This window comes from Roseovarius azorensis, from assembly GCF_900109455.1.
In the GTDB taxonomy this organism is placed as follows: domain Bacteria; phylum Pseudomonadota; class Alphaproteobacteria; order Rhodobacterales; family Rhodobacteraceae; genus Roseovarius; species Roseovarius azorensis.
The window spans coordinates 237733-250585 of the sequence record NZ_FOAG01000006.1 but is presented as its reverse complement, the minus strand read 5'-3'; the positions used below and the strand labels follow the sequence as shown (position 1 = coordinate 250585).

Annotated in this window: 10 protein-coding genes; 4 read left to right on the top strand and 6 right to left on the bottom strand. The window is 64.1% G+C overall.

Annotation, left to right across the window (positions count from 1 at the left end):
- The first annotated feature begins 68 nt into the window (after positions 1–68).
- Positions 69–1190, top strand: coding sequence for a beta-ketoacyl-ACP synthase III (locus tag BSG08_RS11325; RefSeq protein ID WP_093036686.1), 1122 nt, complete (start codon positions 69–71; stop codon positions 1188–1190).
- A 64-nt stretch (positions 1191–1254) separates the two neighbouring features.
- Here BSG08_RS11325 and BSG08_RS11320 read toward each other — a convergent pair whose 3' ends face one another.
- Positions 1255–2652: an aminotransferase family protein gene (locus BSG08_RS11320; protein WP_093036683.1), complete on the bottom strand. Its 1398-nt coding sequence runs from the start codon at positions 2650–2652 to the stop codon at positions 1255–1257.
- Positions 2653–3081: 429 nt separating this feature from the next.
- Between BSG08_RS11320 and BSG08_RS11315 the strand changes: the two genes are divergently transcribed.
- The 3 genes from BSG08_RS11315 (at position 3082) to BSG08_RS11305 (ending at position 6234) form a co-directional block, all read left to right on the top strand.
- Complete coding sequence (locus BSG08_RS11315) at positions 3082–4080, top strand: taurine ABC transporter substrate-binding protein (RefSeq protein WP_093036680.1); 999 nt, start codon at positions 3082–3084, stop codon at positions 4078–4080.
- A gap of 82 nt (positions 4081–4162) precedes the next feature.
- Positions 4163–4972 carry a taurine ABC transporter ATP-binding protein gene (locus tag BSG08_RS11310; protein ID WP_093036677.1) on the top strand — a complete coding sequence of 270 codons (810 nt, stop codon included), beginning with the start codon at positions 4163–4165 and terminating at the stop codon, positions 4970–4972.
- Positions 4969–6234, top strand: a complete 1266-nt coding sequence (locus BSG08_RS11305; protein WP_093036674.1) for an ABC transporter permease — start codon at positions 4969–4971, stop codon at positions 6232–6234. The genes BSG08_RS11310 and BSG08_RS11305 overlap by 4 nt, the downstream gene beginning before the upstream one ends.
- Before the next feature lie 37 nt (positions 6235–6271).
- Here the strand turns inward: BSG08_RS11305 and BSG08_RS11300 are convergent, their stop codons facing one another.
- The 5 genes from BSG08_RS11300 to BSG08_RS11280 form a co-directional block, all read right to left on the bottom strand.
- Complete coding sequence (locus BSG08_RS11300; protein WP_093036671.1) at positions 6272–7228, bottom strand: 2-hydroxyacid dehydrogenase; 957 nt, start codon at positions 7226–7228, stop codon at positions 6272–6274.
- Positions 7225–7563 (bottom strand): tRNA-binding protein, encoded by a 339-nt coding sequence (locus tag BSG08_RS11295; protein WP_093036668.1) that lies wholly within the window; start codon positions 7561–7563, stop codon positions 7225–7227. The genes BSG08_RS11300 and BSG08_RS11295 overlap by 4 nt, the downstream gene beginning before the upstream one ends.
- Complete coding sequence (gene proC / locus BSG08_RS11290; RefSeq protein WP_093036665.1) at positions 7556–8371, bottom strand: pyrroline-5-carboxylate reductase; 816 nt, start codon at positions 8369–8371, stop codon at positions 7556–7558. The genes BSG08_RS11295 and proC overlap by 8 nt, the downstream gene beginning before the upstream one ends.
- Positions 8372–8415: 44 nt before the next feature.
- A complete protein-coding gene (locus BSG08_RS11285) occupies positions 8416–8916 on the bottom strand; it encodes a type III secretion system chaperone family protein (protein WP_093036662.1) in 501 nt (166 codons plus the stop codon).
- Between the two features lie 255 nt (positions 8917–9171).
- Positions 9172–12627, bottom strand: a complete 3456-nt coding sequence (locus BSG08_RS11280; RefSeq protein WP_175544767.1) for a chromosome segregation SMC family protein — start codon at positions 12625–12627, stop codon at positions 9172–9174.
- Between the last annotated feature and the right edge of the window lie 226 nt (positions 12628–12853).

The window sequence follows — 12853 nt, the reverse complement described above, 5'->3', positions numbered from 1 at the left end:
GCGTCACATCGACCTTGACGCCGCGACGGGCTTGGGCTGATCTGGCCGGAACCGGAGGGGGAAAGACGATGGTTCAACCCGCAATAACGGGATCAGGCGTGTTCACACCGCCCGAGGTGATCACCAATGACGAACTGGTGGCGGCGTTCAACGCCTACGCTGCAACATACAATGCCACCCACGCAGAGGCCATTGCCGCCGGAACGGTCGAGGCCAAGGCACCGTCCTCCTCCGATTTCATCGTCAGCGCCTCGGGCATCGAGCAACGTCATGTGATGGACAAGAGCGGGGTGCTCGACCCGAACGTGATGCACCCCCACCTGCGCGAACGCAGCAATGACGAACCGGGGATCATGGCGGAAATGGCGCTCGATGCCTGCGCCAGGGCGCTGGCACAGGCGGGGCGAGAGGCGCGGGAGGTCGATCTGGTGATCTGCGCGGCCTCCAACCACGAACGCCCCTATCCGGCGATCGCCATCGAGATCCAGCAATTGCTGGGCGCAGGCGGGTTTGCCTTTGACATGAACGTCGCCTGTTCCTCCGCCACTTTCGGCATTCAGGCCGCCGCCGACATGATCCGTTCAGGCAGTGCGCGCCGCGCGCTGGTGGTCAGCCCGGAAATCTGTTCGGGGCATCTCGAATGGCGCGACCGGGACTGCCATTTCATTTTTGGCGATGTCTGCACCGCCCTGCTGATTGAGCCGGCCGAGGACGCAGAGGGATCGCATTTCGTCATCCGCTCGACCCGCTGTGCCACGCAGTTCTCCAACAACATCCGCAACAACAACGGATTTCTGCGCCGCACCCGTCCCGATGGCATGGCCGACCGGCGCGACATGCAGTTCGTGCAGGAGGGGCGCAAGGTGTTCAAGGAGGTGCTGCCGATGGTTTCGGCGCATGTTCTGGCGCATCTGGACGACGAAGGCGTTGCGGCGGCCGACCTGCGCCGTCTCTGGCTGCATCAGGCCAACAAGGCCATGAACGATTTTATCGGGCGCAAGGTGCTGGGCCGCGTGCCAGAGCCCGGCGAGCAGCCCAATATCCTGCAGGATTACGCCAATACCTCGTCGGCGGGGTCGATCATCGCGTTCTCGAAATACTCGGACGATCTGGCCCCCGGCGACCGTGGCCTGATCTGTTCCTTTGGCGCTGGCTATTCGGTGGGTTCGGTTCTGGTCGAACGCGCCTGAGGCGCGCGAAAAAACCCGGCGCAGTTGCCTCGCGCCGGGTCAGTCAGGGAACTCCGGAACCGGATCAGCCGAAAACGCGGGTCAATGCCTGATCGGTGGCTGACACCAGATGGTCGATATCATCTCTGGTGGCGATCAGGGCCGGGCTGTAACACAGCGTGTTGTTGAACCCCGGCAGCGAACGGTTGGTGGCGCCGATCACGACGCCCTGCGCCATGCAGTCGGCGACGACGGCCTGCACCTGTTTCTCCGGCGCGGGCTCTTTGCTGCCGCGGTCGCTGACCAGTTCGGCCCCCAGAAACAGCCCCTTGCCGCGCACATCGCCGATGACCGCGTGCTTGTCCTTGAGCGCACGCAATTGGTCGAGCATGTAGTCGCCCATCGCCACGGTATTGTCGAGCAGCCCCTCTTCCTCGATGATCGCCATGTTTTCCAGCGCCGCGGCGGGACCGGCGGTGCAGCCGCCAAAGGTGGAAATATCGCGAAAATAGTTCATCGGATCCGTCGCATCATCGCGGAACATCTCGAACACGCGCTCATTCGTCACACAACAGGCGATGGCGGCATACCCGCTTGCCACCCCCTTGGCCATGGTCACGAAATCGGGCTCTACCCCGTAATGCTGATAGCCGAACCAAGTGCCGGTGCGCCCGACGCCGCACACCACCTCGTCGATATGCAGCAGGATGTCGTATTTGCGGCAAATCTCCTGCACGCGGGGCCAATAGCCCTCGGGCGGGACGATCACGCCGCCACCGGCGGTCACCGGCTCAAGACAGAGCGCGCCCACCGTATCGGGGCCTTCGCGCAGGATCACCTCTTCAATCGCATTGGCGGCGGCCAGCCCGTATTCCTCTCCGCTCAGATCCCATTGCGCGCGATATTCCAGACAATGCGGCACCCGCACGAAACCGGGGGTGTAGGGACCGTATTGCGCATTACGCTCGTCCTGACCGCCGGCCGAGAGGCAGGCAATCGTCGTGCCGTGATAATCGCGGTCGCGATAGAGAATCTTGTGCTTCTTGCCGCCATGACGCTTGTGCGCGATCTGGCGGACCATCTTGAACGCCTTTTCATTCGCCTCGGAGCCGGAGTTCGTGTAGTAAACGCGGCTCATCCCCGGCATTTTCGAGATCAGCTTCTCGGAAAAGAGCGCGCCGGGGATCGACCCGGCGGTACCGGCGAAATAGGGCAGTTTGATCAACTGATCGCGCACTGCATTGGCGATGCGCTCGCGCCCGTAGCCCACGTTCACGGTCCAGACGCCGCCCGACACACCGTCGAGATGCTCCTTGCCCTTCTGATCCCAGACCCGCATGCCGCGTCCCTCGACGATGATGCGCGGATCGGCCTTGGGATCCGGGCCGGTCCAGCCTGCATGCTGAATCAGATGATGCCAGACATGCGCGCGGTCGGCCTCGACCACATGAGAGATGTCGTTGTCGCGAAGTTTGCCGTCCATGGCGATGCTCCATCAGGTTGAGGCCCGGCGCGGGCACGCGGGCCATGTATCTGTAACACGGGTGTTCCGACAATCATATCAGCCGCGAAACCGGGCATTCCGATAGGGCCAGATCAATCCATTATTTAAGACCAAATATGTGCGGCCTCACATGAAATTCATACTAACACCCTGAAAGGTAAATGTTTCCTCCCGGGGCCACATTGATGACAGCATATCTCGGGCTATCCGAAAACCTCTTTTCGGAAATACTGAAATGACCTTAGGTCTGCTATTATTGCGTTGATCGGTGCCTGCGGATCGGTTTCACTCCTGACTATTGCCTGTCGTCGGGATGGCCGTTCAGGTCGCAGCCCGGGCGCAACCAGAACCCGCCGGAACGTGCGGTGCCAGGCAGAGAATGAACTTGAACCAACGGGAGAGTATAAAATGAAATTGAAATCAAAGCTGATGTCAGCGGCGGCGGGACTGGCTGTTCTGGCGGGGACCGGAATCGCCAATGCGCAGGAGATTACCGTTGCCTATTTCCTCGAATGGCCGATGCCGTTCCAGTATGCCAAGGAAATGGGCACTTATGACGAGGAGATGGGCGTCAAGGTGAACTGGCGCGCCTTCGATACCGGAACGGCCATGAGCGCCGCGATGGCATCGGGCGATGTGCATCTTTCGGTCAGCCAGGGCGTGCCACCGTTCGTGGTGGCGACCAGCGCCGGACAGGATCTGCAGATCGTCGATGTGGCGGTCAGCTACTCGGACAATGACAACTGTGTCGCCGCCGAGGCGCTGGAAATCGACAAGACCAACGCCAAGGAACTCGAAGGCAAGAAGGTCGCCGTGCCGCTCGGTACTGCGGCGCATTACGGCTTTCTCAAGCAGATGAACCATTTTGGCGTTGATGTCGCGAAAATGGACGTGGTCAACATGGCCCCGCCCGAGGGAGCGGCGGCCATCGCACAGGGTGCGGTCGATCTGTTCTGCGGCTGGGGCGGCAGCCTGCGCCGCGCCAAGGAACATGGCAATGTGCTGCTGACCGGCGCGGAAAAGGAAGAACTGGGCATTCTGGTCTTTGACGTGACCTCGGCCCCGGCGGCCTTTGTCGCGGAAAATCCTGATCTGGTGGCCAAGTTTCTCAAGGTGACGGCAGATGCCAACGCAATGTGGGCCGACCCCGCCAACCGCGACGAGATGTTGCCCGTGATCGCCAAGGACAGCGGCATGGACGTCGAGGCGACAGCCGCGACCATCGACACTTTCGTCTTCCCCACGGTCGAAGAGCAACTCTCCGCCAAATGGCTGGGCGGCGGCGCGCAGGAGTTCATGAAGGGCGTTGCCGATGTCTTTGTGCAGGCAGGTAGCATCGACAAGGCGCTCGATACCTATGAAAACAACGTCAACACCGGACCTCTTGCTTCTGCCAGCGGGATGTAATCTCCGGACCGGTGCGATCGAGGGGGCTGCCTGCGATCCGGGCAGCCCTCACCCGATGATCCGACACATTCAGGGGGTGGGGATGTCTACACTTTCCATCGAAAACATCTCGATGCGGTTCGACCTGCCCAATGGCAGCCATGTTCAGGCGCTCCAGAACGTATCGCTCGAGTTGAACACCGGCGAACTGATGAGCGTTCTGGGTCCATCAGGCTGCGGCAAGACCACGCTGCTCAACATTCTCGCCGGGTTTCTCGCCCCCACCGAGGGGCAGGTCACCCTAAACGGTCGCCGCGTGACCGGCCCGGACGCGGAACGCGGCATGGTGTTTCAGCAGGGCGCGCTGTTTGAATGGATGAGCGTGCGCGACAACGTGAGTTTCGGTCCCCGCATGAAGGGACAGCGTGAGACACAGTTCAGGCAGAACGTCGATCACCTGCTTGATGTGGTCGGGCTGCGCGACTTCAAGGACAAGGCGGTTTATGAACTCTCCGGCGGCATGCAGCAGCGCGTCGCGCTCGCACGCTGTCTGGCAAATGAACCCGACGTGATCCTGATGGATGAACCGCTGGGCGCGCTCGATGCCTTGACCCGTGAAAAGATGCAAGGGCTTGTGCTCAAACTCTGGAAAGAGACCGGCAAGACGATCATCCTGATCACCCATTCGGTCGAAGAGGCGCTGCTTCTGGGCGAGCGGCTTCTGGTCATGGCTCCGCGTCCGGGGCGGATCCATCGCGAATACCGCCTGCCCTTTGCCGATGCGGGCGTGGGCAAGGATCTGCGCGAGGTCAAGAAGGATCCGGACTTTGGCGCGAAACGCGAGGAAATCCTGTCGATGATCTGGGACATGGAAGAAGAGATCATGGGTCGGACCGAAGAGGTGGGCGCATGATCATCCTGGTTATCTATGTTGCGATCTTCACGGCGGCGTTTTTCGTGGTCCGCTTTGGCGTGCGCAAGTTCCGTCAACTCAACGATTTCACCTCGCTCAAGACGGTGACCTTTGGCGATGAGAGCGCGGTGCGACCGGATCGCTGGGCCAGCGTGATTTCGGTGCTCACGATCTTTCTGATCTGGGGGGCGTTCACCGGCAGCAAATGGGTGCCCGTCCACGCGCCGGGGCCGTTCGTTGGCGACACCCAATTCACCTACACGCTCGAGGCCCCTGACGGGCGCCGCGACGATGCCACCGTGTTCGTGCGCGTGTTCAAGGTAGGCGAAACAGTCTCGGAACCCGAGGCGGAACCGGGCGACGGCTTTGCCAGGAATGACGTGCTGGCCGTGGGCGCGTGGCGCTCGCAGCTCTTGTTGATGGACAAGAACGACGAGATAACGCGGGAGGACGGTGCGCGCGTCGTGGCGATTGACGGCCAACCCGTGACCGAAGGCCAGACCGTCAGCGTGGCTGACGGCACGGTGGCGGTGACCGCCAAGGGGTCGCTCAATTTCGCACCTACCAAGGGCATGCAGATGGAACCGATCTGGCTGCCGCCGCCCGAGGCGGTGGTCGCCCGCGTCGCCGAGATCGCGAATTCCGGCTATCAGAATTTCACCCTGTGGGAGCATCTCTACTGGTCGCTCTTTCGGGTGATCGTGGGCTTTGCCCTGGGCGCGCTGGTGGGGATCCCGCTGGGATATGCCATGGGCCTCAGCGACTGGTTCCGCGGCTGGTTTGACCCGATCGTCGAATTCATGCGCCCGGTGCCGCCGCTGGCGCTCATCCCGCTGGTCATCATCTGGGCCGGGATCGGCGAAAGCGGCAAGATCATCCTGCTGTTTCTGGCCGCGCTCTGGATCATGACGATCTCGGCGCGCGCGGGTGTGTCCGGCGTGGCGATTTCCAAGGTGCATGCCGCCTATTCGCTGGGCGCGTCCAAGTGGCAGTTGATGCGCCATGTGATCGTGCCCAATTCCCTGCCCGAGATATTCACCGGCGCGCGCGTCGCCATGGGGGTCTGCTGGGGCACGGTAGTCGCTGCCGAACTGGTGGCCGCCGAAAAGGGCGCTGGCATGATGATCATGGTGGCCAGCCGCTTTCAGCTCACCGACATCGTTCTGATGGGGATCATCCTGATCGGGATCATCGGCTATGGCATCGACATCCTGATGCGCAAGGCCGAGAACTGGCTGGTGCCGTGGAAAGGGCGCGTCTGAATACTGCGCGCCGGGCCGTGCCCCGGCGCGGCCTTCCTCAGTTGACCAGATTGGGCGGCGTCTCGCCCGCGAAAAATGCCCGCAGGTTATCCACCGCCATCAGCCCCATCGCCTCGCGCACCTCCAGCGCCGCGGTGCCCAGATGCGGCAGCAGCGTGACATTCTCCAGCGCCCTCAGCGCTTCGGGCACCAGGGGCTCCTGCTCGTAGACATCCAGCCCGGCACCGGCGATCCGGCCCGACTGAAGGGCGGCGATCAGCGCCGCCTCGTCCACCACGTCGCCGCGCGCGATATTGATGAAATGCGCGGTGGGTTTCATCGCGGCAAACACCCCCTGCCCGATCAGATGACGGGTCTCGGTCCCGCCCGGAACGGCAACCACGACGAAATCCGCCTCTGCCGCGACCGCCTCCGGCGTTTCCAGCTGACGGGCCTCGAACTCCACGGATTTGGGCGAACGGTTGTGATAGACCACCTTCATGCCAAACCCGAAATGGCAGCGCCGGGCAATCGCATGCCCGATCCGGCCCATGCCGATGATCCCTACCGTCCTGCCCGTCACATGCAGGCCCAGCATCTGCGTCGGATTCCAGCCGGACCACCTGCCCGCCCGCAGCATCCGCTCGCCCTCGCCAGCGCGCCGGGCGCTCATCAGGATCAGCGTCATCGCGATATCCGCAGTCGCATCGGTCACGGCGCCCGGCGTGTTGGTGACCGCGATTCCCACGCCCCGCGCGGCGGCTGTATCAATATGGTTATATCCCACGCCAAAATTCGACAGGATTCGACAGCGACAATTTTCGGCCTCCGCAAATACCTCGACCGAGAACATGTCCCCCAGCGTCGGCAGAATCCCGTCATAGAGCGCCAACGCGCCACGCATCTGCCCCGGTTTCAGCGGCGTGTTCTCCTCACGCATCTCGATTTCGAACAGGTCGCGCGCGGCCTCGACCACACGGTCAGGCAGCGGACGGGTCAGCAGGATACGTTTCAATGCAATCTCTCTCCGATGGGCACATTCTGGTCGGGGCCTACCAGAACGATATCTCCATTGCCATCGCTGACCCCCAGCACCAGCACCTCTGATAAAAACCGGCCGATCTGGCGCGGTGGGAAATTGACCACGGCCATGACCTGCCGTCCGACCAGACGATCCGGATCGTAATGCGCGGTGATCTGCGCGCTGCTCTTCTTCTCGCCGATCTCCGCACCGAAATCGACCCATAGCTTGATCGCGGGCTTGCGCGCCTCGGGGAAAGGCTCGGCGCGGGTGACGCGACCCACACGGATGTCCACCTTCAGAAAATCGTCGAAACTGATCTCAGCCATCGCGCAGCTCCCGCGAGCGATCCGTCGCCGCCGCCACGGTCTTGCCGATCAGCGGCGGTAATCCGGTGGCCTCGTCCATCAGAACCTCAAGGCCCGCCTGCGTGGTGCCATTGGGGCTTGTGACATTCTTGCGCAACTGCGCCGGGCTTTCCTCTGCCGCCTCGGCCAGCGCTCCGGCGCCCGCCACCGTCGCCTGCGCCAGTTGCATCGCCAGATCCGGCGCCAGCCCCTGCGCCTCGCCCGCGCGTGCCATGCATTCGATCATGTGGAACACATAGGCCGGGCCAGAGCCCGACAACCCCGTCACCGCATCCATCTGATCCTCGGACTCGAGCCGCACCACCTGCCCCACCGCCCGCAGCAGCATCTCGGCCAGATCGACAGCGTCCGCCCCGGCATGCGCATTGCCGATGATCGCCGTGATCCCGCGCCCTATGGCGGCGGGGGTATTGGGCATCGCCCGCACGATCGGGGTCCGCTCGCCCAGCACCACCTCGAAGGCCGCGATCGGAGTGCCGGCGGCAACCGAGACAAAAAGCGTCTCGCCATTGCCCATGGCCGCGAGCACCGGCAACGCCTCGCCCATCATCTGCGGTTTGACGGCAATCAGCACAATCGCCGGTTTGCCGGGCAGATCGGCGTTGACATGCACGCCGGTGCCGCGCAGCCATTCGGACGGATTGGGATCAATCACCCAGACCGATGCGGGTGGCAGCCCCTGCGCCAGCCAGCCCTGCAACATGGCGCTGCCCATCTTGCCGCAACCCAGCAGAACAAGACCGTTTTCGGCCACATGATCCATGGTCATCGTATCGCCCCCACGTCGTTCAGATCATTTCGCGGGGGCCAGTGTTACGCGCGTCCATAGGCCTCTGCAATGGCGACCTGCATCGCATCGCGCGGGGATTTCCCACCCCAGATCGCCAGTTGCAACGCCGGATAATACCGCTCTGCGCTCATCACCGCCGCGTTCAACATGGTGTCAATCTGCTCGGGGCTGGCCACCTGCCCGCCCGCCAGCACCAGGCCATAGCGATAGACCATCAGCTTCTGCTCGTCCCACCAGGTAAACGCCCCCGCCCAGCACTGGTCGTTGATGCTGTTGAGCATCTCATGCAGCACCGGCAGCCTGGACTCGGGCGGCTCCATGTCGAACGTGCAGACCAGGCGCAGCGTCTCGTCATAGCCCGACCACGCCAGCGTGATCGAATAGGTGCGCCACTGTCCCTCGACAGCCATCGCGATCTGATCGTCACCGATGCGGTCAAACTCCCAGTCGTGATGCTCGGCAATATGCTCGACTATGTCGATAGGGTGGATGTCATCCTGCAAGAACTGCTCGGAAAGTCCCATGGCGCCGCCTCATTTGCTATAGCGCAGGGATGGCGTTGCACCCCCAAGCGCTAGGTGCCTGCTCTACGAACGGGGGCTATTCCCACCGTCCATACCAGATATGGTGCGGCCTTTCAGGCAGGGTGTAAAGCAATTTGTTGTGGATATATGCAATAAGTTGTGGAGGGCGGCAAATCATCATCAAGATGCAGGCAGCGACACCCGATACGCCATACAGGCAAGAACAGCCTGGCCCTCAGCTGCGCGAAACCGGCTTCACGCCACCATCTGCTCGGCCTTGCGCAGATCGACCGAAACAAGCTGGCTGACCCCCTGCTCGGCCATCGTCACACCATAGAGGCGATCCATCCGGCTCATCGTCACCGCATGGTGGGTGATGATCAGAAAGCGGGTTTCGGTGCGGCGGCACATCTCGTCCAGCAGATCACAGAACCGCGTCACGTTGGCGTCGTCCAGCGGCGCATCGACCTCGTCGAGCACACAAATCGGGGCGGGATTGGCCAGAAATACCGCAAAGATCAGCGCCAGCGCCGTCAGCGTCTGCTCGCCACCGGACAAAAGGCTCAGCGTCGCCAGTTTCTTGCCCGGTGGCTGGCACATGATCTCCAGCCCCGCCTCGAGCGGATCGTCGCTCTCGACCAGCACCAGACTGGCCTCGCCGCCACCGAACAGATGCCGGAACAGCAGCGTGAAATTCGAATTCACCTGCTCGAACGCGGTCAACAGCCGCTCGCGCCCCTCGCGGTTCAGACTGGCAATACCGCTGCGCAGGGTCTTGATCGCCTCTTCCAGATCAATCTTTTCGGTGATCAGCGCGATATGTTCGGCCTCGACCTCGCGCGCATCCTCTTCGGCGCGCAGGTTGACGGCGCCAAGCGCATCGCGCTGCCGCTTGAGACGGTTCACATCCGCCTCGATGACATCCGAGGCAGGCATTGCATCGGGATCGGCCCCGAGGCTGTCGAGCAGCGCCTCGGGCGTCACCTCCTGCGCCTCGTGAATGCGCTCCGACGCCAGATCCAGCGTCTCGCGCGCGGCATCCACACGCGCTTCGGCGCGCGCCCGCATCTCGCGCGCCTCCGAGGCCAGCCGCTCTGCCTCGCGTTCATCCAGCGCCGCCTGCCGCGCCACACCCTCGGCTGTCGAGAGCGCATCGGCGGCGGCGGCGCGGCGCGCCTCGCTGCGGGTGATTTCCTCACCCAGTTCGGCGCGCTTGGCGCTCAGGATCTCGGGCGCGGCACTTGCCTCGGTCAGTTCGGCCTCTGACGCCGCCTTGCGTTCGGCAAGTTCCGCACTGCGTTTTTCCGCCGTTTCCAGACGGTGCCGCCAGCCACTGACTTCCTTGGTGATCTCCTGACTGCGACGGGTGCGACGTTCGCCCTCGCGGCGCAATTCATCCGCCGCCGAGCGTTTGGCCATCATGGTCATGCGCGCGGCTTCGACCGTCATCTTGATGTCTTCGAGATCCGCACGCGCCGCGTCGAGATCCCCCAGACCGGCCACCCCCTTCTCAGCCTCTGACAGACCCTTGCGCGCCGCCATCGCCTCTTCTTCATGGCGGGCAACCGCAAGGCCCAGAGATTCGAGCCGCGAGCCTGCCAGATTCCGATCGGCCTCGGCCCGGCTCAGCGCGCGGTTGGCCTCGTTCACAGCCGCATCCGCCGCCCGCCGCGCCTCGCGCGCCACGCGATCCTCCTCGGTGCGCTGCGTCAGCGTCACGCGCAACGCCTCATGCGCCCGCATCGCGCCATCAGCCCGCGCCGTCGCATGCTCCAACTGCTGCTTGAGTTCCTCCAGACGGTTCAACTGCTGCAGGCGCAGGGCCGCCGCGCTCGGCGCATCCTCGGCCCAGGCCCGGAAACCATCCCACCGCCACAGATCGCCCTCGATGCTGACCAGCCGCTGACCGGGCTTCAACTGCGCCTGCAGGCGTGCACCGTCATCCGCATCGACCAGCCCGATCTGCGCCATCCGCCGCGCCAGCACGGCAGGCACGGAAACATGCGCGCTGAGCGCGCTCACGCCTTCGGGCAGGGATTGTGGCGCGGGATAACCCGGCAGGACGGTCCAGCCCGACGGCCCGTCCACCCCGACCTCGGGCGCGCGCAGATCGTCTGCCAATGCCGCACCCAACGCCTTTTCATAGCCTTGCGCGACGCGCAGCCGGTCCATGACCTGCCCGCCCTCGGCGGTATCACGCTGCACCAGCCTTGCCAGCGCCGTCACCTCGGCGCGCAGGGCGTTCAACTCGCCTTCGGCTTCGGAGCGGGCGGCGCGGGCTTCGGCCTCATGCGCCTGCGCCTCTGTGCGCGCCTCGTCGGCGGCCACCAGTGCGACCTCTGCCGCCTCTGCCGCCGCCACGGCGCGGCGCTCGGCCTCGACCGCCACGCCATGATCGCTGATCGCCGTATCGAGCGCCGTGCGCGCCTCGGTCTGCGCCGCGCGGGCGCGCTCCGCCTCTGCCTCGCTCTTGGCCAACGTCTTGCGGCAGTCTTCCAGCAGGCGCTGCGCCGATTGATGGCGTGCGGCAAGGCGCGCCAGGTCCTCGGTCATCTGGCTCAGGTCGTTCTCACGCTCCTGCAACACCCGCGCCGCGTCTCGCGCCTCGGCCTGCGCCGCCTCCAGCAGCGCCTCCTGCCCCTCGGCCCCTTTGGCCAGTTCCGCCGCTTCCCAGTCGAGCCGCGCGATGGTCTCGACCGCGTCCCGGTTGAGGCCGGTCTCGCGCTCGATGTCGCGGGCCAGTTGCTCGATCCGGCCAGTCAGCATCTCGATCCGGTCGCGGGCGCTTGCCTCCTGATCGCGCAGGATATCGCGCTGAACAGTCAGGCGCTGCAGGATGGCCGCCGCGATCGCCTCTTCCTCGCGCAGTCCGGGCAGCGCCTCTTCGGCCTTGGCGCGCAGCCTGCCGGCCTCGCGCGCCGCCGCCTCGGACCGGGCCGCCGCCGTGGTGCGCTCGCGCAACTCGTCCTCGGCGCGCGCCCGCGCCAGATCGGCCTCTTTCCAGCGTCGCCAGAGCAACAGCCCCTCGGCCAGCCGCAACTCCTCGCCGATCTGCCTGTAACGCGCCGCCTGCTTCGCCTGCCGCGCCAATTGCGCCAGTTGTGCTGCCAGTTGCTCGACAACGTCATCGACGCGCGTGAGGTTCGTCTCCGCAGCCCGCAATTTCAACTCGGCCTCATGACGGCGCTGATAGAGGCCGGAAATTCCCGCCGCCTCTTCCAGAATGCGCCGCCGCGATTTCGGCTTGGCGTTGATCAACTCCGAAATCTGCCCCTGCCGCACCAGCGCGGGCGAATGCGCCCCCGTCGATGCATCGGCAAACAGCATCTGCACATCGCGCGCGCGCACATCCTTGCCGTTCAGCTTGTAGGCGCTGCCCACATCGCGGGTGATCCGGCGCACGATCTCCAGGTGGTCGGCCTCGTTGAAACCCGCAGGCGCCAGACGTTCGGAATTGTCGAGATGAATGACCACTTCGGCGAAATTGCGCGCGGGCCGCGTGGCGGCCCCGGCAAAGATCACATCCTCCATCCCGTCGCCACGCATCGCCGTGGGCCGGTTCTCGCCCATCACCCAGCGCAGCGCCTCCAGCAGATTCGACTTGCCACAGCCGTTCGGCCCCACCACACCCGTCAACCCATCGGCGATGATCAGGTCGGTCGGATCGACAAAGCTCTTGAAGCCGGTCAATCTGAGTTTGGAAAACTGCACGCTTATCTCTGGCCCGGTGATTCCACTATCCCGGAATTGTGGGCGGCGGGGCCTGCGTCTGTCAACGGCGAACCACCGCATATGGGGCGCACCGACCAGTTATCCACACAATATTGCGGCAAACTCCGTCGGCGCCAACCCTGCCGCCATTGGAACATGACCTGATCCGCCCACAATCGACGTTGACGCATGGCGTCCGGCTCTGCATACCAGACCCGTTTGCAGC

Excerpts from the sequence above, each read along its gene's own strand:
- BSG08_RS11325 (WP_093036686.1), top strand. The coding sequence starts at position 69 with ATGGTTCAACCCGCAATAACGGGATCAGGCGTGTTCACACCGCCCGAG.
- BSG08_RS11305 (WP_093036674.1), top strand. The coding sequence starts at position 4,969 with ATGATCATCCTGGTTATCTATGTTGCGATCTTCACGGCGGCGTTTTTC.
- BSG08_RS11295 (WP_093036668.1), bottom strand. The coding sequence starts at position 7,563 with ATGGCTGAGATCAGTTTCGACGATTTTCTGAAGGTGGACATCCGTGTG.
- BSG08_RS11285 (WP_093036662.1), bottom strand. The coding sequence starts at position 8,916 with ATGGGACTTTCCGAGCAGTTCTTGCAGGATGACATCCACCCTATCGAC.
- BSG08_RS11320 (WP_093036683.1), bottom strand. The coding sequence starts at position 2,652 with ATGGACGGCAAACTTCGCGACAACGACATCTCTCATGTGGTCGAGGCC.
- BSG08_RS11310 (WP_093036677.1), top strand. The coding sequence starts at position 4,163 with ATGTCTACACTTTCCATCGAAAACATCTCGATGCGGTTCGACCTGCCC.
- proC (WP_093036665.1), bottom strand. The coding sequence starts at position 8,371 with ATGACCATGGATCATGTGGCCGAAAACGGTCTTGTTCTGCTGGGTTGC.
- BSG08_RS11315 (WP_093036680.1), top strand. The coding sequence starts at position 3,082 with ATGAAATTGAAATCAAAGCTGATGTCAGCGGCGGCGGGACTGGCTGTT.